This window comes from Secundilactobacillus folii, from assembly GCF_009720675.1.
Taxonomy (GTDB): domain Bacteria; phylum Bacillota; class Bacilli; order Lactobacillales; family Lactobacillaceae; genus Secundilactobacillus; species Secundilactobacillus folii.
Genome location: NZ_WNJO01000015.1, coordinates 12,087 through 36,597, shown reverse-complemented (window position 1 = coordinate 36,597; position 24,511 = coordinate 12,087). Strand labels below are relative to the sequence as shown.

The 24,511-nt window shown below is 46.0% G+C and carries 19 protein-coding genes; 16 read left to right on the top strand and 3 right to left on the bottom strand.

Features of this window, described 5'->3' with window-relative positions:
- The first annotated feature begins 244 nt into the window (after positions 1-244).
- The 11 genes from purE to purD are packed head-to-tail and all read left to right on the top strand — an operon-like array spanning position 245 to position 11,579.
- Complete coding sequence (gene purE, locus GM612_RS10510) at positions 245-730, top strand: 5-(carboxyamino)imidazole ribonucleotide mutase (protein ID WP_155432319.1); 486 nt, start codon at positions 245-247, stop codon at positions 728-730.
- Positions 714-1,835, top strand: coding sequence for a 5-(carboxyamino)imidazole ribonucleotide synthase (purK, locus tag GM612_RS10505; protein WP_155432318.1), 1,122 nt, complete (start codon positions 714-716; stop codon positions 1,833-1,835). The genes purE and purK overlap by 17 nt, the downstream gene beginning before the upstream one ends.
- A 20-nt stretch (positions 1,836-1,855) precedes the next feature.
- Positions 1,856-2,569: a phosphoribosylaminoimidazolesuccinocarboxamide synthase gene (purC, locus tag GM612_RS10500; RefSeq protein WP_155432317.1), complete on the top strand. Its 714-nt coding sequence runs from the start codon at positions 1,856-1,858 to the stop codon at positions 2,567-2,569.
- A gap of 25 nt (positions 2,570-2,594) precedes the next feature.
- Complete coding sequence (purS, locus tag GM612_RS10495) at positions 2,595-2,852, top strand: phosphoribosylformylglycinamidine synthase subunit PurS (RefSeq protein WP_155432316.1); 258 nt, start codon at positions 2,595-2,597, stop codon at positions 2,850-2,852.
- Complete coding sequence (gene purQ / locus GM612_RS10490; protein WP_281349256.1) at positions 2,849-3,523, top strand: phosphoribosylformylglycinamidine synthase subunit PurQ; 675 nt, start codon at positions 2,849-2,851, stop codon at positions 3,521-3,523. Before purS ends, purQ begins: the two co-directional genes overlap by 4 nt.
- 2 nt (positions 3,524-3,525) lie before the next feature.
- Positions 3,526-5,742: a phosphoribosylformylglycinamidine synthase subunit PurL gene (gene purL, locus GM612_RS10485; RefSeq protein WP_155432315.1), complete on the top strand. Its 2,217-nt coding sequence runs from the start codon at positions 3,526-3,528 to the stop codon at positions 5,740-5,742.
- The gene (purF, locus tag GM612_RS10480) at positions 5,727-7,187 is read left to right on the top strand and encodes an amidophosphoribosyltransferase (RefSeq protein ID WP_155432314.1); all 1,461 of its coding nucleotides are present in this window, start codon (positions 5,727-5,729) and stop codon (positions 7,185-7,187) included. The genes purL and purF overlap by 16 nt, the downstream gene beginning before the upstream one ends.
- Positions 7,180-8,217 carry a phosphoribosylformylglycinamidine cyclo-ligase gene (gene purM / locus GM612_RS10475; RefSeq protein ID WP_155432313.1) on the top strand — a complete coding sequence of 346 codons (1,038 nt, stop codon included), beginning with the start codon at positions 7,180-7,182 and terminating at the stop codon, positions 8,215-8,217. Before purF ends, purM begins: the two co-directional genes overlap by 8 nt.
- Positions 8,189-8,779, top strand: coding sequence for a phosphoribosylglycinamide formyltransferase (gene purN, locus GM612_RS10470; RefSeq protein ID WP_343031890.1), 591 nt, complete (start codon positions 8,189-8,191; stop codon positions 8,777-8,779). Before purM ends, purN begins: the two co-directional genes overlap by 29 nt.
- Positions 8,780-10,312 (top strand): bifunctional phosphoribosylaminoimidazolecarboxamide formyltransferase/IMP cyclohydrolase, encoded by a 1,533-nt coding sequence (gene purH, locus GM612_RS10465; protein ID WP_155432312.1) that lies wholly within the window; start codon positions 8,780-8,782, stop codon positions 10,310-10,312.
- A 19-nt stretch (positions 10,313-10,331) separates the two neighbouring features.
- Positions 10,332-11,579 (top strand): phosphoribosylamine--glycine ligase, encoded by a 1,248-nt coding sequence (purD, locus tag GM612_RS10460; RefSeq protein WP_155432311.1) that lies wholly within the window; start codon positions 10,332-10,334, stop codon positions 11,577-11,579.
- Between the two features lie 270 nt (positions 11,580-11,849).
- On the opposite strand, the gene GM612_RS10455 is transcribed toward purD, so the two are convergent.
- Complete coding sequence (locus tag GM612_RS10455; protein ID WP_246147725.1) at positions 11,850-12,773, bottom strand: alpha/beta hydrolase; 924 nt, start codon at positions 12,771-12,773, stop codon at positions 11,850-11,852.
- Between the two features lie 226 nt (positions 12,774-12,999).
- Between GM612_RS10455 and GM612_RS10450 the strand changes: the two genes are divergently transcribed.
- Entirely contained in the window at positions 13,000-14,664 is a 1,665-nt protein-coding gene (locus GM612_RS10450) for a putative polysaccharide biosynthesis protein (protein ID WP_155432310.1), read from the top strand.
- 243 nt (positions 14,665-14,907) lie between these two features.
- Here the strand turns inward: GM612_RS10450 and GM612_RS10445 are convergent, their stop codons facing one another.
- Positions 14,908-15,732, bottom strand: a complete 825-nt coding sequence (locus tag GM612_RS10445; RefSeq protein WP_343031889.1) for an NAD(P)H-hydrate dehydratase — start codon at positions 15,730-15,732, stop codon at positions 14,908-14,910.
- 253 nt (positions 15,733-15,985) lie between these two features.
- Here GM612_RS10445 and pepV point away from each other — a divergent pair, with 253 nt between their 5' ends.
- Both pepV and GM612_RS10435 read left to right on the top strand, forming a co-directional pair.
- Positions 15,986-17,401 carry a dipeptidase PepV gene (gene pepV, locus GM612_RS10440; RefSeq protein WP_155432308.1) on the top strand — a complete coding sequence of 472 codons (1,416 nt, stop codon included), beginning with the start codon at positions 15,986-15,988 and terminating at the stop codon, positions 17,399-17,401.
- A gap of 14 nt (positions 17,402-17,415) precedes the next feature.
- The gene (locus tag GM612_RS10435) at positions 17,416-17,901 is read left to right on the top strand and encodes a universal stress protein (protein ID WP_155432307.1); all 486 of its coding nucleotides are present in this window, start codon (positions 17,416-17,418) and stop codon (positions 17,899-17,901) included.
- Between the two features lie 64 nt (positions 17,902-17,965).
- Here GM612_RS10435 and GM612_RS10430 read toward each other — a convergent pair whose 3' ends face one another.
- A complete protein-coding gene (locus tag GM612_RS10430; protein WP_155432306.1) occupies positions 17,966-18,619 on the bottom strand; it encodes a deoxynucleoside kinase in 654 nt (217 codons plus the stop codon).
- Between the two features lie 438 nt (positions 18,620-19,057).
- On the opposite strand from GM612_RS10430, the gene GM612_RS10425 reads away from it, so the two are divergent.
- Positions 19,058-19,828 (top strand): Cof-type HAD-IIB family hydrolase, encoded by a 771-nt coding sequence (locus GM612_RS10425; RefSeq protein WP_155432305.1) that lies wholly within the window; start codon positions 19,058-19,060, stop codon positions 19,826-19,828.
- Positions 19,829-20,147: 319 nt separating this feature from the next.
- Positions 20,148-24,473, top strand: coding sequence for a 2-hydroxyacyl-CoA dehydratase (locus GM612_RS10420; protein WP_155432304.1), 4,326 nt, complete (start codon positions 20,148-20,150; stop codon positions 24,471-24,473).
- The last annotated feature ends 38 nt before the right edge of the window (positions 24,474-24,511 follow it).

Genomic DNA, 24,511 nt, shown 5'->3' with positions numbered 1-24,511 from the left:
TTTTCTCTTTGCTGGACAATTCCTGATGAGACAAGAACTAGTTTGTAAATCAAAGCTATTTTCTTTGCGAAGTGTTGACCTACTGATTCAGTGTTATTTGCATTCACTGTTCTGTATTTCTCAGTTAGTTTTACGTTTTAAACACGAACATTAACTATATGTTATAAAGTATAGTTCGATTTTAGTGTTGACACATGGCACGAATGTTGTTAATCTATGGGTATCAAAGGCAAAGGAGATATTGATGATGCAAGTTGCACTTGTAATGGGATCAATTTCTGATTGGCCACAAGTTCAAGCTACGGCCAATCTACTAACCGACCTTCACGTTAGTTTTGATAAGCACGTGATTTCTGCTCACCGTATGCCCAAGGAATTACAACATTTTGGCGAGACAGCAAAAAGCGAACAATATCAGGTGATTATTGCAGCAGCAGGTGGTGCTGCCCATTTACCAGGTATGTTAGCCGCTAATACAACGTTGCCAGTGATTGGGATACCGGTTCAATCTAAAGCGCTAAATGGTATGGATTCGCTGTTATCGATTGTTCAAATGCCTTCTGGTGTGCCCGTTGCGACCGTAGCAATTGGAAGTGCAGGCGCTAAAAATGCGGCTTTGCTGGCTGCGGAAATCATTGCGTTACACGATTCAGATGTTGACCACCAGTTACAGTCCTTCCGGGAAAACCAGACCAAGGAGGCTATTAAGAGCAATGAGCAACTCCAATAGTCCAATTTTGCCACCCGCAACCATTGGGATTATCGGTGGTGGACAATTAGGCCAGATGATGGCTTTAGCCGCTAAAGCAATGGGTTACAAAGTTGGGGTGTTAGATCCGACTGAAGACGCTCCCGCGGCCCAGGTAGCTGATTTTCAAATCATTGCCGCTTACGACGATGTTTCAGCCCTTAAGCAGCTAGCAATTAAAAGCAATGTATTGACTTATGAATTTGAAAACGTTGATCAGAATGCGTTGCGTCAAGTCGAGAATTTAACCCAGGTTCCTCAGGGAGTCAACTTGTTAACAATCACTAGTCACCGGCTTCGAGAAAAAACGTTCTGTCAGGAACATGGCTTGCCGGTAACCCCCTTTGCATCCGTGAAAAACATGTCGGAATTGAAAACAGCCATTGAAAAAATTGGTCAGCCAGGCCTCTTAAAAACCGTTGAAGGCGGTTATGACGGTCACGGCCAGTTTGATATTAATCAGGATACCGATTGGTCGATCATTGAATCGGAAATTGAACAGACCGAATGGATCTACGAACTTAGACAATCATTCGTGCGTGAGCTTTCCATCATGGTCACACGTGATGGTAATGACCAAGTAATTGCATTTCCAGTCAGTGAAAATCAACATCAGCACCACATCTTACACACGAGTATCATTCCAGCCCGAATTAGCCAACAGGTTGCAAACAAGGCGCGACAAATTGCTCATCAGACGGCTGAAGCCTTAAATTTAAAGGGCGTTCTTGGAATCGAACTGTTTGAATTAGCAGGTGGTGACCTCATGATTAACGAACTGGCACCGCGACCTCATAATTCGGGACACTATTCCATTGAGGCCTGTAACATTTCACAATTTGACGCTCATATCCGCAGTATTTGCGGGCTTTCGATTCCACCCATTAACCAGTTTGAACCCGCCGTTATGGTTAACTTACTCGGTAAGAACCTGTTGACTGCAAGGCGGGATTGGGTTCATCACCCCGAGTGGCACCTGCACGATTACGGCAAGGCAGAAGTTCGCCAAGCTCGGAAGATGGGCCACATTACAGTCACCGGAAAAGACGTTGATGCGTTACTTAAATCAGTGAGTCAGTTTAGCTAAACAGAAAGGATCTGGAATAATTGGCAACTTTAATCAGTGAAGGTAAGGCAAAACAGTTATTTACAACGGAGAATCCGAACGAAATTTTGGTGCACTATTTAAATCAGGCCACCGCACTTAATGGCAAACGGAAAGAACACGTTGATGACAAGGGTATCGTGAATAATCAGATCGATAGCCTTATTTTTAACTATCTTGATGCACATGGCATTGCGACTCACTTTATTAAACAGGTTTCTGACAGTGATCAACTGGTTAAAAAAATGACCATGATTCCCTTGGAAGTCGTTGTCCGCAACGCCGCTTCAGGGAGTTTTCAACGTAAATTTGACACACCATATCTGTTGGAATTTGAAGAACCCGTTCAAGAGTTTTATTACAAGAGCGACCGCCTCGATGATCCGTTTATCAATGATTCCCAGATTCACGCCTTGAAGGTAGCCACTGCTGAACAATTAGCCGTCATTCGCGACCAGGCACTGAAGGTCAATAGTTTAATGAAAAAGTTGTTTGCTGAGGCAGGCATTAAGTTAGTCGATTTTAAACTCGAATTTGGCATTGACGCAGATGGAAAGCTGATTTTAGGTGATGAGATTTCACCGGATTCATGCCGATTAGTCGATGCTAAAACGCAGCAGTCACTGGATAAAGATGTCTTCCGTAAACATACTGGAAACGTTATGGATGGTTATCGGACGGTTCTCGACCGACTTCAAGCCACAGTTGCCGAATAATCACAAATAATAGGAGGTCAATTCAATGTTTTTAGCTCAGGTTCACGTTACGTATAAACCCTCAATTCTAGATCCACAGGCGGTTGCTATCAAGAACGCCATGCACCGGCTTAATTTTGATAAAGTAGAAGCAGTTCGGCAGGGCAAATATTTTGAACTGAGTCTTGATGTTGCCACTGCAACGGATGCAGAGACGCAAACCGAAGCTATTTGTGAACAGTTACTGGCCAATCCAAACATGGAAACTTACCGTTACGAAGTAAAGGAGCTGGCAAATCAATGATGAAGTTTGCGGTTGTGAGTTTTCCGGGTTCTAATTGTGACGAGGATCTCTATTACGCTATCACCGACGATCTTAAAGCAGACGCAGAGATCGTGCCTCATACGAGCGATAACCTTGAAGGCTTCGATGCGGTTTTGATCCCTGGAGGCTTTTCTTACGGCGATTATCTAAGAAGTGGTGCGATTGCTAAATTTGCACCAGTCATGGCGGCCGTGAAAGAATTTGCAAAAGCCGGGAAGCCAATCTTAGGAATCTGCAACGGGTTTCAAATTTTGACTGAAGCTGGCTTATTGCCAGGAACGTTACAGCATAATCGGGAAATGCAGTTTATCTGTGAACCCGAACCACTCATGGTCAATAACAACCAAACACTTTTCACGTCAGCTTTTAAAGCTGGTGAAACCATCACCCTGCCAATTGCCCACGGTGAAGGTAACTACTACTGCGATGATGATACTTTGGCGCAGCTAAAAGCTAATCACCAAATTATTTTTTCTTACCAAGATAACCCAAATGGCAGTTTGTCAGATATTGCTGGCATTACTAATCAGGCGGGCAATGTATTAGGGATGATGCCACATCCTGAAAGAGCTGTTGAAAGTATCCAGGGTGGCACTGACGGTCTCAAAGTATTTCAGTCAATTTTACAAACCTACTTAAGGACGGTGTAATCATGCAGCAGCTGAAAACAGAACTAACGCCAGAAGAGATCCGCGAACAAAAGCCTTATGAAGCGTGGGGGCTTTCAGAGCGCGAATACGATTATATTTGTTCAAAACTGATTGGTCGGCTGCCAAACTACACTGAAACCGGGCTATTTGCGGTGATGTGGAGTGAACACTGTTCCTATAAAAATTCTAAGCCAATTTTACGTAAGTTTTGGAATGATGGGTCACGCGTTATTCAGGGACCCGGTGAAGGTGCCGGAGTACTTGATATAGGTGACGATCAAGCCGTGGTCTTTAAAGCTGAAAGTCATAATCACCCCAGTTTTGTAGAACCTTTTGAAGGTGCTGCAACTGGCGTAGGTGGTATTATCCGTGACATTTTTTCAATGGGTGCAAAACCGATTGCTTCTTTGGATAGCTTGCGCTTTGGTGAGCTTAGCAATCCTAAAAACCGCTATTTGCTGGGTGAAATCGTGGCTGGAATTGCCGCCTATGGGAACTGTATTGGCATTCCAACCGTTGGTGGTGAAATCGGGTTTGACGCCGTTTATGATGGCAATCCACTGGTCAACGTGATGTGTGTTGGATTAATGAACCAGGCGGATCTGAAGATGGGACGAGCCAAAGGTACTGGGAATAGTATTATCTACGTTGGTGCCAAAACCGGACGCGATGGTATTCACGGTGCAACTTTTGCGTCTAATGAATTTAGCGATGATAAGGAAGCCGATCGTTCGGCAGTCCAGGTGGGTGATCCGTTCATGGAAAAGCTGTTAACGGATGCTTGTCTGGAAATTATTCATGATCATTCTGACATTTTAATGGGTATTCAAGACATGGGTGCGGCCGGTTTAGTATCCTCGTCCGCTGAGATGGCGGCCAAGGCAAAGAGTGGCGTAACCATGGACTTAGATTTGGTGCCACAACGAGAGCCTGGCATGAGTGCTTATGAGATCATGTTGTCAGAATCCCAAGAACGGATGTTACTCTGTGTCAAAAAAGGCGAAGAACAGACCGTCCTCGACATTTTTAAACGTTATGATCTAGATGCTGTGGTTGTTGGGCACGTCACTGAAGATCGCCAGTACCGCTTGTATCAGCAGGGTAAGCTGGTGACAGATATTCCAGTCACTAGTTTGGTTGATGATGTGGTGGAACATGAACAGCCGAAACGCAAGCCGGCGAGGTTAGAGAATGTTCAACCTGTCAAGACCCCAACGGTCAAGGATCCAGCCGAGACACTAGCTAAGCTTCTGGCACAGCCGACCATCGCTTCTAAACGTTCTGTTTTTCGTCAGTATGATTCTCAAGTCCAAGCTAACACTGCGGTGACACCAGGCAGTGATGCTGCCGTTGTTAGAGTCCGCCATACCCGGAAGGCTTTGGCGATGACAACTGATTGCAACGCTCGTTACATCTACCTTGATCCGTATGTTGGCGGCCAAATAGCCGTTAGTGAAGCGGCTCGTAACATTGTTGCGAGCGGTGGTGTACCAATTGGGATTACCGACTGCCTCAACTTTGGCAGCCCCGACGACCCAGAAAGCTATTGGGAATTAGACCAGTCCGTTCAAGGAATTGCTAAGGCTTGTCAGCGGCTCGACACCCCAGTCATCTCGGGGAACGTTTCGATGTATAACGAAACCGATGGCAGAGCAATTTATCCGACTCCAATGATTGGGATGGTTGGTTTGATTAAAGACCTTGATCACATTACCACGCAAGACTTTAAACAAGCCGGTGATGTCGTTTATCTAATCGGCGAAACGGGCAATGATTTTGCCGGTTCTGAACTGCAAAAACTAGGTGGTGAACTGCCCACTGGTCAACTTCATTTTGACCTAGATAGTGAGACCGCTCATCAACGATTAGTTCTTGATGCAATTCAGTCTGGGATGCTTCAAAGTGCGCATGACTTAAGTGAAGGTGGACTTGGTGTCGCACTAGCTGAATCGATATTTGGTGGCCAATTTGGCTTCAACGGTCAAACAACGTTGACTAACGCGCAACTGTTCAGTGAAACACAGTCCCGCTTTCTTGTCAGCGTAAAGCCAGCGGATCAAGCACGGTTCGAAGCTTTGGCTGCAGATCAAGCGGTGTTTTTAGGCCGCGTTACCGATGAGGATGCAGTTCACCTCACGACGGCCGATGGTCGACTGGAAGCTGTTAGTTCAGCGCTGAAGGAAACCTTTGGAGGTGCACTGGAATGCCTAATGAAGTAAAAGGGCTAAACGAAGAATGCGGTTTGTTTGGTATCTGGGGCAGTGAACATGCTGCGCAACTGACCTATGATGGTCTTCACAGTCTGCAACACCGCGGTCAAGAAGGTGCTGGAATCGTGAGTAACGACCACGGTGAATTTCACCGCCAACGCGGTTTGGGCCTCTTAGCAGAAGTTTTTTCTGACCCCCAAAAAATGACCACACTGACTGGTCAGGCTGCCGTTGGACACGTCCGTTACGCGACTGCCGGCAATCATGGAGTAGAAAACATTCAGCCGATGCTGTTTGATCATCCTCAAGTCAAGCAGTTTGCTCTGGCGCATAATGGTAACTTGACGAATGCTAACCAGTTGCGTCAGGAGTTAAGAGCACAAAATGTCACCTTTCAAGCGACTTCTGACAGTGAATTATTAGGTGAACTGGTGCAAGTCAGCAATCAGCCAGATTTTATCAGTCAGTTAAAAGCCGGTTTAAACCATATTCGCGGTGGCTTTGCTTACATTATGATGACGCCAACAGCGCTAGTTGCGGCTTTGGATCCCAATGGTTTTCGACCACTGGTCATCGGTAAAATGGATGATGGTGCAACCATTATCTGTAGTGAGACCTGTGCCCTTGATCAAGTCGGTGCGACGTTTGTTCGTGATGTGGAGCCGGGTGAAGTGGTGATCGTTAATAATCACGGGATGACCATCGATCATTTTACGACCGATACTCACCTGGCAATTTGTTCTATGGAATACATTTATTTTGCCCGTCCAGATTCCGTAATTCGCGGAATCAGTGTTCACGAAGCTCGTTTGAGAATGGGTGCAAACATCGCCAAGGAAGCGCCCGTTAAAGCTGACGTGGTGATTGGGGTACCGAATTCATCGCTATCAGCTGCAATCGGCTATGCGAAAGCGAGTGGGATTCCATATGATATGGGCATGATCAAGAACCAGTACGTTGCCCGAACGTTCATTGAACCCACTCAGGCAAAACGTGCCCGTGGTGTCAGTATGAAGCTTTCAGTTGTCAAGTCCGTCGTTGCTGGCAAGGATATCGTTCTAGTGGACGATTCCATTGTCCGGGGAACAACCAGCTCATACATTGTCCGGTTATTAAAAAAAGCTGGTGCTAAATCAGTCCACGTCCGGATTGCTTCGCCAGTTTTGAAATTCCCTTGCTATTATGGTATTGATATCCAAACAACCAAGGAATTGATTGGCGCCAACCATACAGTTGACGAGATTCGTGACCTAATTGGTGCTGACTCGTTAGCCTACTTAAGCGTTGACGGGTTAGTCAATGCAATTGGTGAGCTTAACGACACAACCAACCACGGATTATGTACAGCGTATTTTGATGGTCAATATCCCACACCTTTATATGATTATCAGGCAGGGTTTGATGAGGAAGTTGCTCGGCTAGGCTTATACGAAGGGGTGCAGCACATTGACTAGTCAATATGAAGAAGCCGGTGTCAATATTCATGCTGGTGAAGAAGCTGTCGACAGTATCAAAGCCGCGGTCAGTCAGACGCAAAATAGTAATGTTCTTGCTGGTTTAGGTGGTTTTGGAGCCGAATACGAACTTACCAGTGAGTTGGGTGGCATTAAAGAGCCCGTATTGATTTCTGGCACTGACGGTGTTGGTACTAAATTAATGTTGGCAGTTGAAGCTGACAAACACGATACAATTGGGATTGATTTAGTGGCTATGTGCGCTAACGACGTGCTGGCACAAGGAGCTAAACCGCTATTCTTCCTGGATTATATCGGTGTTGGGCAGCTGGATCCGGGCCGTGTCACCGTACTGGTGAAAGGCATTGCTAAGGGTTGCAAACAAGCTGGCTTGGCGTTGATTGGTGGTGAAATGGCCGAAATGCCAGGAATTTACCATGATCAGGACTATGATTTGAGCGGTTTTGCGGTGGGCTTAGCCGATAAATCCAAGCTGCTTGGCAGTATGAAAGTACAGGCAGGTGATCATCTGATTGGTCTAACTTCCAGTGGCGTGCATTCTAACGGTTATTCGTTAGTCAGGAAAATTATTGCGGACGCTCAATTGGATGTTAATGCCACTTACGATGGCCTACAGCAATCACTGATCAGTACGTTATTGACCCCCACTAAACTGTATTTTGCAGACGTTTATCCACTCATTCAAGCTGGACAATTACATGCGGCAGCTAATATTACGGGCGGGGGCTTAGCGGATAATCTCGGTCGGATGATTCCTGATAATTTAACGGCCACCGTTGATCCAGCAAGCTGGGAAGTTCCAACCATTTTTCAGATCTTACAAACTGCTGGACACGTCTCAACGTCAGAAATGCGACGGGTCTTCAACATGGGGATCGGGATGGTGCTGATTGTTGGCGACGAAGAGTTAACTGCTGTCCAAGCCGCACTCGATAAGCAGCAAACGGGTTACCAAATGATTGGTGAGGTGGTGAAGCGACGTGAACACGCAGTCGAATACGCGAACTAAGCCTCGCATCGCCGTCTTTGCTTCAGGTAATGGAACCAATTTTGAGGCATTGATAAATGCTGATCTACCGGCTGATATCTGTGTTTTGGTTTGTGACCAAAACGACGCACCGGTGATTGAAAGAGCCCATCGACACCATATTCCAGTGATTATGTCACTGGTTCACAAAGGGGTCAGTAAAGCTCAGCGTGAACGTCAATTATTGCAGGAACTGGCGCCGTATCAGGTCACTATTTTAGTGTTAGCGGGTTATATGCGGATCGTCGGTCCCACGTTACTAGCGGCTTTTCCACGCCATATCATTAATATTCATCCAGCGTTATTGCCGTCATTCCCCGGTCGACACGGGATTGAAGACGCCTATGCCGCTGGTGTTGCTGTGACCGGTGTGACCATTCACTTTGTCGATAATGGTGTCGATACTGGTGAGATTATTGCTCAGGAACCGGTTCGTAGGACTGACCAAGACACTATTGAAACGTTGGCAACTAAGATTCATGCAGTAGAACATCGATTATATCCAGAAACGATTCGTCATTTAATTGAAAAAGGAGTGCTTTAATTGGCTAAATTAGCATTGTTGAGTGTTTCTGATAAGACTGGTATTACGAACTTTGCAGCTGAACTGGTGGCGCGCGGGTACGAGGTCATCTCCACAGGAGGTACTCTAAAGGCGTTGACTGATGCTGGTGTCAAAGCCACTGCCGTTGAAGATATCACTGGTTTCCCCGAGATGTTAGACGGACGGGTGAAAACCCTGCATCCACGTATTCACGCTGGGATATTGGCAAAACGCGATAATCCGGAACACATGGCTGAATTAGCGAAAAACAATATCAACCCGATTGATTTGATTTGCGTTAATCTATATCCGTTTAAGGAAACGATCCAAAAAGCGGGTGTTACTGATGGCGAAGCAATTGAACAAATCGACATTGGTGGTCCTTCAATGCTACGTGCAGCGGCCAAAAACTATCAAGACGTGACGGTGATTACCGACCGAGCAGACTATGCGGAATTTCTCAAACGTTATGATGCTAATGAGGTGGACGCCAAATATCGGCGCGGCCTTGCAGCTAAGGTGTTCCGACAAACAGCAGCGTACGATGCATTGATAGCTTCATACATGACCAGTGACGCCTTTCCCGATAAGCTCACTTTGACCTACGAGAAAGTTGAAGATATGCGGTATGGTGAAAATAGTCATCAAAAAGCCGCATACTATAAGGAACCAATTCCGGCGCGTTATTCATTGGCAAATGCCAAGCAGCTTCACGGTAAGGCCTTATCTTACAATAATACTCGTGACGCCGATGCTGCACTGCGAATCATTGCCGATTTTACGGAACAACCAACGGTAGTTGCTTTGAAGCATATGAATCCTTGTGGTATCGGTGTCGGCGACGACTTACTGTCAGCTTGGAACTTAGCTTATGAGGCGGATCCAATTTCTATTTTTGGCGGCATTATTGCGCTGAACCGTAAAGTGGATCTGGCTACGGCAGAAAAAATGCACGCCTTATTCTTGGAAATCATTATTGCACCGGCGTTTGACGAAGACGCTTATGCCGTTTTGGCTAAGAAGAAGAACTTACGTATCATGACACTGGATTTTGCTAAAATGGACACTCATCATCAAGACCTCGTCACAGTGTTAGGTGGTGCGCTTCTACAAGATGCTGACACTGCTCATGAAAGCATTGCTGATTTTAAGGTCGTCTCAAAGGCACAGCCAACGCAAGCTCAGTTAGAAGCCTTAGAATTTGGCCAAACGGTGGTTAAGCACGTGAAGAGTAACGCAATTGTTGTCACCACGGCTAACCAAACGCTTGGTGTGGGTGCTGGGCAGATGAACCGAATCGATTCGCTAAAGATTGCGGTTGACAAGGCCAAGGAAAAGGATAATTTTAAAAATGCAGTGGTGGCTTCCGACGCCTTTTTCCCAATGGATGACTGCGTAGAATACGCTGCTCAAAATGGAATCAAAGCAATCGTTGAACCAGGTGGCAGCATTAAAGACCAAGCGTCGATCGATAAGGCTGACGAATACGGTATCGCGTTGATCTTTACTGGCGTTCGTCACTTCAAGCATTAATTTTAATGAGGAGAAAAACATGGAAAACTGGTTAATTGTTGGCGGTGGCGGCCGTGAGTACATGTTGGCGCAGACGCTGGCTAAGCAGTCAGATCGACAGGTATACGTCGCTCCTGGCAACCCCAAAATGAATGAATTAGAACGGGTATCGACGGTTGACATTGAGGAGTTAGAATTTTCTAAGCTAGCCTTTTTTGCTGAAACAAAGAAGGTTCAATGCACGGTCGTTGGCCCGGAACAACCCTTATCTGCTGGAATTGTAGACTACTTTCAAGCTCGTGATCTATCAATCTTCGGACCTGATCAGCAGGCTGCTAAGTTAGAATCTTCCAAAACTTTTGCCAAACAGATGATGGCTAAAAGCGGTGTACCAACTGCAAAGTATCAAGAGTTTGATGATCCGGAAGCGGCTCTAAGCAGTCTGCCTGGTCAATCGTTGCCCTTGGTGATCAAGGCTGACGGACTCGCAGCAGGGAAGGGCGTTATTATTGCTCGTACGATGGCGGAAGCCGAACAGGCCATTCATCGTCTTGCTGCTTCAGGTTCCAAAAAACTGCTGTTTGAAGACTTTTTAACGGGGGAAGAATTTTCGTTGTTTGCGATGGTACAGGGTGAAACTTTTATCACCATGCCGGTGGCTCAAGATCATAAGCGTCTTAACGACGGTGACAAGGGGCCTAATACTGGTGGCATGGGAGCTTACAGTCCGGTGCCACACATCAACGAAACGTTAAAGTCACGAGCAATCGAACACGTCATTCGCCCAATTTTATCGGCAATGAAAGTCAATGGCACACCGTTTAACGGTTTTCTTTACGCTGGCCTGATCAATACTGCGGCTGGAATAAAAGTGATTGAATTTAATGTGCGAATGGGTGATCCGGAAACTCAAGTCGTTTTACCACAGTTACAGTCCGATTTGGGAAACTTGATTTTGGCGTTAAAACAGGGGCAGCTGCCTGACGTGACTTGGCAAAGTGGACAGTATTATCTTGGAACGGTCATTGCATCGCGTGATTATCCGCGCAACGTTGTTAATGGTCGCCCACTGCCTGTTATTACTGACCCCGACCTGTTAGTCACTTATGCAGGGGTCGCTGAAGTCGATGGCCAACTAGTCAGTCACGGCGGTCGTGTGATGATGGTCACGGCCAAAGCAGATAATTTACAGGTTGCTCAAACGCACGTCAATACCGCACTGGACGCCGATGTCGATACGAAGGCATTCACCTTCCGTCACGATATTGGCTGGCGAGCGTTGAATTAAACTGGGGTTTGACAATTACCATTTTCCCTGCATTTATTAGGGTAGATGGTCTGCTAGTTATGCGTTTCATTTTAGATAGATAAAAGGCGTGCTACCTGATAAGAGCACGCCTTTTTGGTTCGTAATACTATTTATTTCTAAGATTCTCGGCCTTAACGGATACATAGTTAAGCGGGTGCGTAAATTGACCTAACCAATTGGAGAGGAAGCTTTCTTAAAATTCAAGAAGCGTTTGCTCATCCCCAACTGAAACCTGGCCCTTTAACTACTTTACCGCACACTTGTTTTCTTCCATAGAAAATTAATTAACGCTCGGTCCACGAAGAAATTATGTTGGTGTAGCCGACTATGCTGAGCGTTTGGTCCCTTTACCTGATAATCACGGTATTCCTGTACCCGACCACTTATCAGATAGGCCAGCGACCTCGCTGAAGGAATCGAAATTACACCATCTGAATGTGTACCATTTTCAAGATTGCCGTAGATGTTTAACACCCTTGCTTGCTTTGGAAATCTGGCTCTCATTCGATACAGTAGTCGGTATTCTGGATGAATAATTTTCGGCTTGCCATTTGGTAGCAAACGATTAGCGTTTGGCCTGTCATCCCATAGCTTATTCAACGGAAATTCCGTTGGTTGATTTAATTTATGATTATTAATGATGCCATCATATGGACCGGCAATCAGCACGGCCTTTTTCAATTCTGGGTACTGCTTAGCATCATTTCCCACCATCAGATTGTAATAAACCCAAGCGTATGCACCCATTGAGTGCCCAACTGCGTTGTAAGCTGTTACGTGATACTTGGCTCTTAAAGCTGCCATAATTGACTTGAGCCACATGGCATCTTGAACCTCACCAGCGCGATTATTTTTAAAGACGACCTCGACGATGGGATTCTTCTCACGTTGAGTCAAATGCCCCTTAAATTTAATGATCCCGGTCGGTGTGACGGAAATTGACATCACGTGCCGAGCCACCTTACTATTTTGCGCGGCATCAACCATCTCTTGTTCTGAATGTTTATCACCGGTCCAACCGTGGACGAAGATCGTTGGGGTTGCTGATGTCGTGTAATTCTGCCGGATATAGTTGGCTTGCAGGCGTCGAATAATCATTGCACCACCCAACAGACCTACCAGGGTTAGAAGCACACATAAGATTGGAATAAGATGTTTCTTTAGCTGTCTCAAAAGTGACCTCCCAGTGGCATTAATTACTCATAATATTATACCAAAATGGCGTTGATTTGCGGGAAACACTGGGAACTTAGACAAAATTAAAAGAAGTGTTAATCGTTTCCAGTTATTTAAATGGTGAAGTTTGGTTAACTTCTGCAGAAAGCCATTGCTCAAAGCACTAAAACATATTAAAATAGTATGGAATTTGCAAAATGCACGATGAAAGCAGGTTAACAAAATGACTGAAGCGTCAAATCGCGATAAGGGAACGGCAACCGTCCCAGATTCAAAGGAACAAATGGTGAAGGGCTCAGCCTGGATGACTGCCGGTAGCATCTTTTCACGCATCTTAGGTGCCATTTACATTATCCCTTGGGGAATTTGGTTTGGCAGCTACTTCTTCCAAGGTAATGCGCTGTATGGGAAGGGCTACAATATTTACAGTTTCTTCCTGATTGCTGCCATTGCAGGGATTCCATCTGCCATCGCTAAACAGGTGGCTCACTATAATACCATGAACGAATATGGCGTGGGGTTTCGGCTATATAAGCATGGTTTCGTCCTAGCCGCCTTGACTGGGATAATTTGTGCTGGGCTACTTTTCTTTGGCGCACCGCTTTTTGACGGCGGTGACCCGCGAGTGATTCCAGTGTTACATTCACTTGCGTGGGCAGTCTTGATTATTCCTATCATGAGTCTTTCACGGGGCTTTTTTCAAGGTTACCAGCAGATGGCACCTTCGGCCATTTCGCAATTTGTGGAACAATTGGCTCGAGTGGTTTACATGCTTGCTTCGGCGTATATCATTATGCGCGTTCTCCATGGCAGTTGGATAACCGCCGTTTCACAATCAACCTTTGCGGCGTGTATCGGTGCGATTGCAGGAACCTTAACACTGCTATGGTATTATTTACGGCATAAGTCGACCTTTGATTCACTTCGTGCCGGCAGTAATAACCAAATTGTGGTACCAGCCAAGCAGCTCTACCAAGAGATTTTACAACAGGCGCTGCCATTTATTGTTTTAGGTGCTGGAATTACTATTTTCCAACTGATCGATCAATATACTTTTTTCAACTTCATGCGCAGTACAGGAATCACGTCCGAATGGCAACTGAATGACTTGTTCGCCATGTTCAGTGTGAACGCCAATAAACTGATCATGATTACGGTTTCATTGTCTTCAGCGCTGGCAATTACTGTTGTGCCATTACTTTCAGAAGCCTATACACGGCATGATAAAAAAGATATTAGTCAGCAACTAACCAATTCTGTTTTGCTGTTTGAATTCGTCATGATTCCAAGTGCTTTGGGCATGGCCGCCATCGCTCATCCATTGAATATTCTTTTCTATGGTACCTCACATAAGGAACTAGCGGCAGCTGTTCTGGCCTTTTCTTCGTTTGTCTCGATTATGCTGGGACTGTTCAGTGTGATGTCAGCAATCATGCAGGGGGTTTCGCAAAATAAGCGAGCCGTTCGCTATTTCGCGGTAGGTACCATCGTTAAGCTTTTGTTACAGTGGCCATGTATCCACTATTTAGGCGTTTTTGGACCATTAGTGGCAACAACGGTTGGCTTCTTAGTGGTCAATTACTTGATTATTCGCTGGTTGAATGGGGAATTCGGTGTTGATTTTGAAGGCATCGCTAAGAAGACTAATGGTATTCTCAGCTTTTCTTTAATCATGTGTGCGGTGGCCTTTTTAATGGTCAAAGTCAGCAGTTGGGTCTTCAAACATTTTGCCGTTGTGGATACCAAGGTAATCAGCCTTTTTGTGGTTACCATTGCAGTAGTGGTTGCCGGGTATTTGTACGTCTATCTAGTTTTGCATACGCGCCTAGCTGACACTGTACTTGGTGACCGAACACAGCGCTTGCGGCAACTGTTAAGAATTAAGTAATGACAAAATAAAAGACTATGTGACAAAACTGATTTAAATTCTAGAATTATAACACTAAAAAAGAAAATCCTCGACAATCAAGAGATTTTCTTTTTTAGTGTTATACACCGGAATTTGAATGATGACACACGGCGACGCAGGATAATGGTCTTGAGATGATTGAACACTAAGATTGATTATGACGTCAAGGAACTCATCACATTATTGCTAAACCATTTTGTGAAAACCAGTTTTTTTAAAATGTTAGGCCTGATGATCATGCATAAACTGCGGCAATTGGTGAATGATTTGCGTTGGTAAAACCACGTACTGGTGCTCGGCCAGCTCATCGGCAATGGCACTGTGGGCGTAGACTGCAGCAAGGACAGCGTTGGTCTGATCAGCAAATTGAGCTGTAAAACCACCAATCATGCCCGCTAACGTATCACCCATGCCGCCCGTGGCTTGTGCTGGGGTGCCGGCCGTATTAAGATAACTGCCATTTGGCGCGTAGATTTTAGTTTGATGGGATTTCAAAACGACCGTTCCACCCAGTTCCCGTCTGACTTTTTCATTGGCTTCATCCGTCTGGTCGGCAATTTTAATACCAGACAGTCGCTGCCATTCCATTTGATGTGGTGTAAAGATCAACTGTGCATCGGGGAGCTGAAGACTTTTATCGGCTACAAGCGTGATTGCCGAGCCGTCCACGATGAGCGTTTGGTTATGTGCCACGGTGTTAAATACCGTTTGCAACACGTGCAAACTTTGCGTGGTCGTGCCTAGTCCGGGACCAATTACAACGGTATTGGCCGCTGCCACCAACTCAGTTAATTCGGCTTGCGACGTGAAATCGGCAACCATTGCTTCAGGCATTCGAGCGTGCAGGCTGACAAAATTACTGGGATCGGTGAGGGTGGTGTTCAGCCCAGCACCGCTATAAACACTGGCTTCAGTTGCCATCAAAATTGCGCCGCCAAAGTGATCGTTTCCACCGACTAAGCAGACCCGCCCATAGGTACCCTTGTGGCTTTCTTTTGGCCGAATTCGAATTGTCTGCGAAAGAATTTCATCTGTAAGTGTTTGCACGATAATCGCCTTCCTGTCTAGTGTTCTTATTTTGAGTATAGCACATTGAATTACCGGTAGTGCTTCTGAGGCCATGAATAAACAGGGTTGGTGAGCGGTGAATGGCTGACCAATTCAGGCTGAGAGCTCAACCAAATTTGAACGCTGTTAAATAACCGTATACAGACACTAAACAACAACCGTTTACCTCACGCACACCATAGAGAATATGCTAGAATGAACTATGAGAACTCAATATTGGAGGACATCATTTATGTCAATTGATTGGAAAGCTGCTGCCCAAGAACATCAGGCAGCGTATTTAAAAGATTTATCCAACCTCATTGCGATTCAAAGTGTTCGTGATGACGCAAAAGCAACCGAGGACGCACCCTTAGGACCTGGTCCGGCAAATGCCTTGCAGGCCTTCTTAAAAATGGCTGACCGAGACGGTTTTAAAACGACTAACTTGGACAATTTGGCGGGTTATGTCGAGTATGGCGAAGGAGACGAGACCGTTGCCATTCTTGCTCATGTGGACGTTATGCCTGCCGGCGAAGGCTGGGCGACTGAACCGTTTAAGCTGACCGAAAAGGACGGCAATTTATACGGCCGTGGTACTTCGGACGATAAGGGTCCAGCACTCGCCTGCTATTATGGGTTGAAGATTCTCAAGGAAAATGGGATTAAGCTCAATAAGAAGATTCGCTTTATTCTTGGCACGGATGAGGAAAGCAATTGGACAGGCATGACGCACTATTTTAAGACCCAGCCCGAACCAACCATGGGTTTTTCTCCCGACGCTGAGTTTCCCTTGATCAATGGTGAGAAGGGAAATGTCACCTTTACGTTGACCACGCCGGGAGAAAATGGCGGTCAGTTCACCCTGACCCATTTTGCGGCCGGCTTACGGGAGAATATGGTTCCTCGTGATGCTGAAGCAATCGTTGAAACCGATGACAATGAGCAGTTTGTGAGCGATTTTACCGCATTTCTCGATACGGCTCCCGTTACTGGTGACGTTCATATCGACAAAGATGGCGTGCACCTCCACGTGATTGGCAAGGCAGCGCACGGAATGGAGCCTAAAAACGGTATCAACGCTGGGACTTACTTGGCGTCATTTTTAAAGGACCTCAATTTTGGTGGGGATGCGCTGAAATTCTTAATGCTGGTCGGTGGTGATTTACATGATGATTCACGTGTGCACAAACTGGGCCTGGCTTTCACCGATGAGATTATGGGTGATTTGACCATGAATATTGGGGTGATGGCTTTTGATGCTGGGAAACCTGGTAAGATCGTTTTGAACTTCAGGTATCCAAAGGGCATGACGGCTGATGATCTGCAGACAAAATTGACGGCAGTGGCTGACCAGAATCACTTTGAATTGAGTAAGGGTCGGGAAATGGTACCGCATTACGTTGACCCGAAAGACCCGATTGTGACGACACTAATGGACGCCTATAAAGAAATCAGTGGCAAGAAGGATGCTCAGCCTGAGGTCGTTGGTGGAGGCACATATGGTCGTCTAATGAAGCGTGGTGTGGCCTTTGGTGCGTTGTTTCAAGACCACACGCCGGACACGATGCATCAAGTAGATGAATTCCAGCCGATTTCTGACTTAATGATGGCCATGGCCATTTATGGGCGTTCCATCGAGGCACTGGCAAACGAATTAACCGATTAAGGAGGGTGGTGGCAATGGTAGAGCTTAGTCATTACCAGCGTATTATTGTTGGCGTTGATGGTTCAAAGCAGGCGCGTCTGGCACTGGAAAAGGCAATTGCTGTTGCACAGCGAAACCAAGCGGCCTTGTTCATTGTTAGCGTGCTTGACTTAGGAAAGTTGATTGGCGTTGGTCAGGCGCAGTTTGGTTTCGGCGCCTTGGATCAAGAAGTGCTGGACGAAGTGAAATCAAAAATGGAACGTCGCGTCGCCAGCTACCATGACCTGGCAATTAAAGCTGGCGTTCCCCGGGTGGAAATGCACGTGACGTTTGGTAATCCTAAGCTAGAGCTGGCAAAAAATTTGCCATCGCTGTTCAAAGCAGACTTAATTATTTTGGGTGCCACTGGTTCGAATGCGGTCTCACGGATGTTAATGGGTTCCAACGCCAGCTATGTGGTTGCTAACGCGCAAATTGACGTGATCATTGTACGAACGGATAGTACGAACGAAACGGGTTAGGCGTGGCGGTTAAACTTAAAAAGACTTAGCAGCTCGATGGCCGCTAAGTCTTTTTTTGTCTAAATTACATTGCCACTGAATCTTTCGTCCGGATCTTGCTCAAAGCTTCATCGACTTGAGCAAGAACGATTTGAACATTTTTGGGATCTTCCAAATTATACTTTTGTAAATTGATCTTGATCTTTGGACTGACGTCAAAGTCCTCGAACCATTTCTGGTAGGCAGACCACATCTTGTAGTAGTAAGATTCCAGTTCAGGGTGGCTGTCAACTTGTTCGTAGTCGCGACCGCGCTTCTTGATGCGATACAGAATCGTATCGAAGTCACTGTCAGCGTAAACGAGCAAGTCCGGTGCTTTTTTAGGTAGCGAATTAAGTTCGTTCATCATGTTGTCAAGCAGCTTCAGATAAACTGATAACTCGGTATCCGTAATATTACCCTCGGCGTTGTTTTCCTTGGTAAACAAGGCGTCTTCGTAAATTGAGCGGTCCAAGATGTTGTTATCATCGGACAAGGCCTTCTTGATCATCGCAAAACGTTTGTTCAAGAAGTAAATCTGCAGCAAAAAGCCGTACTGCTTTGGATCTGAGTAATATAACGGCAGTACCGGGTTATCGCCCACGGGCTCAAAAAATGCTTTCGTCCCTAAGTGGTCTGCAAGCATTCCCGTTAAAGTTGTTTTCCCGACACCAATCATTCCGGCTGTAATAATCACCATAATAGCCCCTCTTTTATTGAAATATGCAACATATAGTGTACCACAGTTTGAACCTATACTACATGTTCTTTCACAAAATAATTTAGAAATGGCTTTAAACATTGTCGTGAAGGGGTTAACCCGATGTGAATATCCACTTGGTCGCCGTTCACAGGCCTCGTTTAGTGGTAGTTGGACGCAGAGAAACCTTTGGATACCCTCGTTGATGCTAAAAGCGACCTTTTGGGTAGGAGAATTTATTTTAGAACTTACTCGGGAACGCCAAAGAAAGTCATAAAAATTGGTTTTCAAGTGGATCGCTCTAAAAAAAAGTAACTTCGGAAAAGCTGTCTTTTACCTGTCAATTCCCAGAATTTGGCGACCAGTAAGCCTTCATTTCCCAGCAAAAAAATAACAAGTAGTATAATGTGTTCAAAAGGGTAAGGAGTGTGTAGCCATATGTATGATGCAATTGTTTTTTTTGACTTGGATGGGACGCTGTTCGATGACCAGAAGAATGTACTGCCTTCTAGCATCGAAGCAATCAAACAGATGTCACAGCACAACATTTTATCTGTCGTTTCCACCGGCCGAAATATTTTTGAAGTTCAATACGTACTGGATGAGACGGGTATCGATTCGATTGTCAGTGCGAACGGCAGCTACGTGCAGTACAAAGGAAAGAAACTGCACCAAGAAGTCATTCCCACGTCAGTTATCGAAGACTTTACCAACTACGCCAACAAACAGGGAGACCCGGTCGGTTATTTCAATAATAAGGGTTTCCGGCTGAATCAGGCGAATGACGCCACTCGTGAAAACTTCAAACTGTTGCGGCTGGATGCCAAAGTTGATCCAGATTTTTATCACAAAGAGGCAATCAACTTTATGAACGTCTTTAATGCCGATAAAGAAGAAGCCTACCAAAAGCGTTTTGACGGCGTCTTGTCGCTGGTTCGAAATAATCCGCGAGCACTGGATACCATGAACTACGGTATTTCTAAACGAACGGGCATTAAGATCTTACTGGAATCTGCTCACCTAGAACATATTCCAACCTATGCGTTTGGTGATCAGCTCAATGATCTGCAGATGTTTGAGATGGTGGACACGCCAATTGCGATGGGCAACGGCCATGAACTGGCTAAGAAGAAGGCCGCTTACGTAACGACTACCAACATGAATAATGGGATCGTTAACGGTTTGAAGCACTTTAATTTAATTAAATAAGTTTTTGATTTTATGATGTGTAACGACTTGCGGGCGACTGCGGGTCGTTTTTTAATGCAATTAGTAAGGTTGGAAAAGTGAACTGCAATAATGGGTGCTTGGAATAATATTCCTTCCTTTCTCAAAATATATTCCACGTTTAAAACAGCAAAAAACTAATAAATATATATGCTATTGAAATCTTTAACGATAGGGGTTTACTCTAAGTGAGTAGTCACTTCACTTTAAATTAATTTTTATTTAAAGTTGAAGTTTTTAAACGGATATACGTAGACACGCGCACTTGCAATTGCGCACTCAAGTAGCAGAGGTGAGAGAAATGACAACTACTAATTACTTTGGGGGTGTTGACGTTGGTTCGACCACCGTCAAACTCGTGGTCATGGATGACCATAATCACACCGTTTTCGCCCGTTACGAACGTCACTACTCTGACGTTAAAGCGGCCACTGAAAAGATTTTCCGGGAAGCTATCGATGAACTCGGTGGCGATTTAAAACTGGCCTGCACGATTACTGGATCTGGTGGCATTGGACTATCCAACTTGCTCAAATTAAAATTTGTTCAAGAAGTGATTGCCTGCACCAAAACCGTCGAGACCCTGATTCCAGAAACAGACGTTGCAATTGAACTCGGTGGTGAGGATGCAAAGATCACCTTCTTCGGCGATTCTTTGGAACAACGGATGAACGGTAGTTGTGCCGGTGGTACCGGGGCGTTCATCGATCAAATGGCAACCCTGCTCAAAACCGATGCGAATGGTTTAAATACTATGGCTAAGGACGCCAAAACGATTTACCCGATTGCCAGTCGGTGCGGTGTATTTGCCAAAACCGATGTGCAGCCGCTGATCAACGATGGTGCTCATAAAGCCGACATTGCGGCTTCCATCTTTCAAGCCGTTGTTAACCAGACGATCTCTGGCCTAGCTGCCGGGCATAAGATTCGCGGTCACGTTGCTTTTCTAGGTGGTCCACTCTACTTTATGGATCAGCTACGGGCCCGCTTTATTGACACCTTACAGCTTAAACCAGAAGAGGTTATTTTCCCAGAAGATCCTCAGTTATTCGTTGCCAAGGGGGCGGCACTTTACGCGTTTGATCAGCCGTTAACGACTCTGAACGGCCTTTTGGATCAGCTGCTAAATGGCGATGATTCTGGAATGAAGCCAAGCCATTCCCTGGAGCCTTTATTCAAGGATGATAATGAGTTACAGGAATTCAGAAAGCGGCACGCCATGGCTAAGGTCGACACCCGGGATTTGGACAGTTATCAGGGAACTGCATTTCTCGGTATCGATGCGGGTTCAACCACCACTAAAGTGGCGCTAGTCAGTGACGATAATAAATTGCTGTACACCTACTATGATAGTAACGATGGTGACCCGCTGGAAAAAACCAAGACAATTTTACGTGACATGTACAGCAAGATACCAGCTGGCGTGGTCATCGGCAAAGCGGCCGTCACGGGTTACGGCGAACATCTGATTAAAAACGCTTTGATGGTCGACATCGGCGAAGTTGAAACGGTGGCCCACTATCGTGCTGCCCACTACTTTGAACCTGACGTAGACTTTATCTTAGACATTGGTGGTCAGGATATGAAGGCCATGACCATTAAAAATGATGCTTTGTCGACGATTAAATTAAACGAGGCGTGCTCATCTGGTTGTGGGTCATTTCTCGAAACGTTTGCAACTTCACTAAACTATAAGATTCAGGACTTTGCCCAGGCTGCATTGCTAGCTAAACATCCGTCTGATCTGGGTTCACGTTGCACAGTCTTCATGAACTCTAAGGTTAAACAGGTTCAAAAAGAAGGCGCCACGATTGGTGACATCGCTGCTGGCCTGTCCGTGTCAATTATTAAAAACGCGCTGTTTAAAGTTATTAAAATGCGGCGTATCGAGGATATGGGTCACCATATTGTCTGTCAAGGCGGGACCTTTTATAACGAGGCTGTCTTACGTGCCTTTGAAAAAATCGCTGGTACCCACGTGGTTCGACCTAATATTGCCGGGTTGATGGGCGCATACGGTGCTGCTTTAATCGCCGAAGATGCCTACCAGGAAGGTGACGAGACCACTCTACTAGACGTTGACCAAATGGACAATCTGAGCTTTAAGAAAGAGTACATGCACTGTGGCGCCTGCGAAAATAACTGTGCTCTGACCATCACCATTTTCAACGACGGCCGCCGGTTTGTGACTGGTAACCGTTGCGAACGTGGAGAAGCTCGTGGTATGAAACAGCGAGTACCAAAGGATAACGGTAAGGTCAATCTGGTAGCAGAAAAGTACAAACTGCTGTTTAGTTACCGGCCTTTGAGAAAGAAACAGGCTTATCGTGGGACCATTGGCATTCCTCGAGTCTTGAACATGTACGAAAACTACCCGCTGTGGCAAACGTTTTTCCGCCACTTAGGCATTCGCGCCCAGCTCTCACCAAAGGGGAATGCGAAGCAGTATGAAAAGGGGATGGAGACCATTCCTTCAGATACAGTTTGCTACCCCGCTAAACAGGTTCATGGTCATATTCAAGCGCTGATCGATCATGGCTATAAGACCATTTTCTACCCGGCTGTTGTTTATGAAGTTGACGAAAATCACGATTCTGACAATCATTTTAATTGCCCAATCGTGCAGTCTTATCCAAACGTCATTCGCAATAATGTTGATGAGATCACGTCTGGTAAGGTCAACTTGATCTCGCCGTACCTCAACCTGGCAGATCAAAAAGGGACTGCCAATAACTTATACGATGCCTTACGGGAATTTGACATCAGTCACGCCGAGATCAAGGAAGCCCTCAAAGCCGGCTATGACGCCCTTGAAGACTTCAAGCTCCAGATTCGCAACCGTGGTGAAGACACCATGCGGATGCTGATGACCACTGGTGAACACGGGATTGTGCTGGCGGGGCGCCCATACCATTTGGATCCGCAAGTTAATCATGGAATTTCACAGATCATGACTGCTGAAGGGTTCCACGTTTTGACCGAAGATTCAATTGCCCACTTGGGTGACGTTCAGGGCCTGCGAGTTGTTAACCAGTGGGTCTATCACTCACGGCTTTACGCGGCAGCTCGGGTCGCAGCCAAGACCCCTCAACTGGAATTTGTGCAGTTGAACTCCTTTGGCTGTGGCATCGATGCCATCGATACCGATCAAGTTGAAGAGATCATGAGTCAGTATAACCGGCTCTACACTTCCTTAAAGATCGATGAAGGCACGAACATGGGTGCTGTCCGGATTCGGCTGCGGTCATTGAAAGCGGCTGTTAAGGAACGTCAGAACCGTAAAATTATGCCAGTTAAATTGCATGAAAATGCCACGCCGGTGGACTTTACGCCAGAAATGCACAAGCAGGGCTACACGCTCCTGTTGCCGATGATGTCACCAATTCATCAGCACGGCCTCGTAGACGTCGCATTACGCGCATCTGGCTACAACGTCGTTAACTTGCCGATGAACGACCGCAAGTCAGTCGATGTGGGTCAAAAATTCGTTAATAACGATGCCTGCTACCCAGCCATCATCTCGATTGGCCAGATGGTCGAAGCCTTCCAGAGTGGAAAGTATGACGTGAACCATACGGCGGTCATGATGACCCAGACTGGCGGTGGCTGTCGAGCCACAAACTACATTCCGTTGATTCGAAAGGCACTCAAAGATGCCGGTTTCGGCCAAGTTCCAGTGGTCTCATTATCATTAGGGAATCAAGGTGTCGAGGAAACGCCGGGCTTTAAGATGACGCTACCGCTGTTACGGCGGGTAGCGATTGCCTTCTTATATGGTGACCTCTTTGAACAGGTGGTCTACCATACCCGGCCATACGAAACGGAACCCGGTAAAATCGACCAGATGCATGAAGACTGGCTCAAATTAGTTAAGCCTTCGATTGAAAAGGGCAGTTTTAAGGAATTTAAACGCAACGTTAATCAGATCGTCCAGGATTTCGACACCGTTAAGCTCAATAACGCGGTTAAACCCAAAGTCGGTCTGGTGGGTGAGATTTTGGTCAAATACTCCCCGATTGCCAACAATGACATTGTGCATTTGCTGGAAAAGGAGGGTGCCGAAGCCGTTGTGCCTGATATCGTGGGCTTCATGAACTACTCACTTTATAACCAGATCTACAAGTACCAACACTTGGGAGCATCTGCCAAGGCAAAGTGGTTTGCCGAATTTGCCCTGCAAGTCATCAAGTGGTGTGAACAACCCATGCAAAAGGCACTGAACGCCTCAAAGCGGTTCCATGGCATCGAAGCGATTGAAAAAGTGGCCGGTGACGCCAGCAAGATCCTTTCACTGGGTAACCAAACGGGTGAAGGCTGGTTCCTAACTGGTGAAATGATTGAACTGCTTAAGAGCGGTGTGCCAAACATCATCTGCATGCAGCCGTTTGGTTGTCTGCCAAACCACATTGTGGGTAAGGGAATGGTCAAAGAACTGCGGCGCCAATTTAAGGGTGCTAATATCGCACCAATCGACTATGATCCTGGAACTTCGGTGGTTAATCAGCTTAACCGGATCCGTTTGATGCTGGCTACGGCAAACAAGAATCTGGCGGCTGAAAAGCGGGTTGCCAACGATGCAACCACACATGCTAGCAGTCACCAGACAATGATTGCGCAAAATATTTAAGAGTTATTAGAAAAATGAGTTGAAACTGCCAAACGTGT

Excerpts from the sequence above, each read along its gene's own strand:
- purE (WP_155432319.1), top strand. The coding sequence starts at position 245 with ATGATGCAAGTTGCACTTGTAATGGGATCAATTTCTGATTGGCCACAA.
- purK (WP_155432318.1), top strand. The coding sequence starts at position 714 with ATGAGCAACTCCAATAGTCCAATTTTGCCACCCGCAACCATTGGGATT.
- purS (WP_155432316.1), top strand. The coding sequence starts at position 2,595 with ATGTTTTTAGCTCAGGTTCACGTTACGTATAAACCCTCAATTCTAGAT.
- purQ (WP_281349256.1), top strand. The coding sequence starts at position 2,849 with ATGATGAAGTTTGCGGTTGTGAGTTTTCCGGGTTCTAATTGTGACGAG.
- purL (WP_155432315.1), top strand. The coding sequence starts at position 3,526 with ATGCAGCAGCTGAAAACAGAACTAACGCCAGAAGAGATCCGCGAACAA.
- purF (WP_155432314.1), top strand. The coding sequence starts at position 5,727 with ATGCCTAATGAAGTAAAAGGGCTAAACGAAGAATGCGGTTTGTTTGGT.
- purD (WP_155432311.1), top strand. The coding sequence starts at position 10,332 with ATGGAAAACTGGTTAATTGTTGGCGGTGGCGGCCGTGAGTACATGTTG.
- GM612_RS10450 (WP_155432310.1), top strand. The coding sequence starts at position 13,000 with ATGACTGAAGCGTCAAATCGCGATAAGGGAACGGCAACCGTCCCAGAT.
- pepV (WP_155432308.1), top strand. The coding sequence starts at position 15,986 with ATGTCAATTGATTGGAAAGCTGCTGCCCAAGAACATCAGGCAGCGTAT.
- GM612_RS10435 (WP_155432307.1), top strand. The coding sequence starts at position 17,416 with ATGGTAGAGCTTAGTCATTACCAGCGTATTATTGTTGGCGTTGATGGT.
- GM612_RS10430 (WP_155432306.1), bottom strand. The coding sequence starts at position 18,619 with ATGGTGATTATTACAGCCGGAATGATTGGTGTCGGGAAAACAACTTTA.
- GM612_RS10425 (WP_155432305.1), top strand. The coding sequence starts at position 19,058 with ATGTATGATGCAATTGTTTTTTTTGACTTGGATGGGACGCTGTTCGAT.
- GM612_RS10420 (WP_155432304.1), top strand. The coding sequence starts at position 20,148 with ATGACAACTACTAATTACTTTGGGGGTGTTGACGTTGGTTCGACCACC.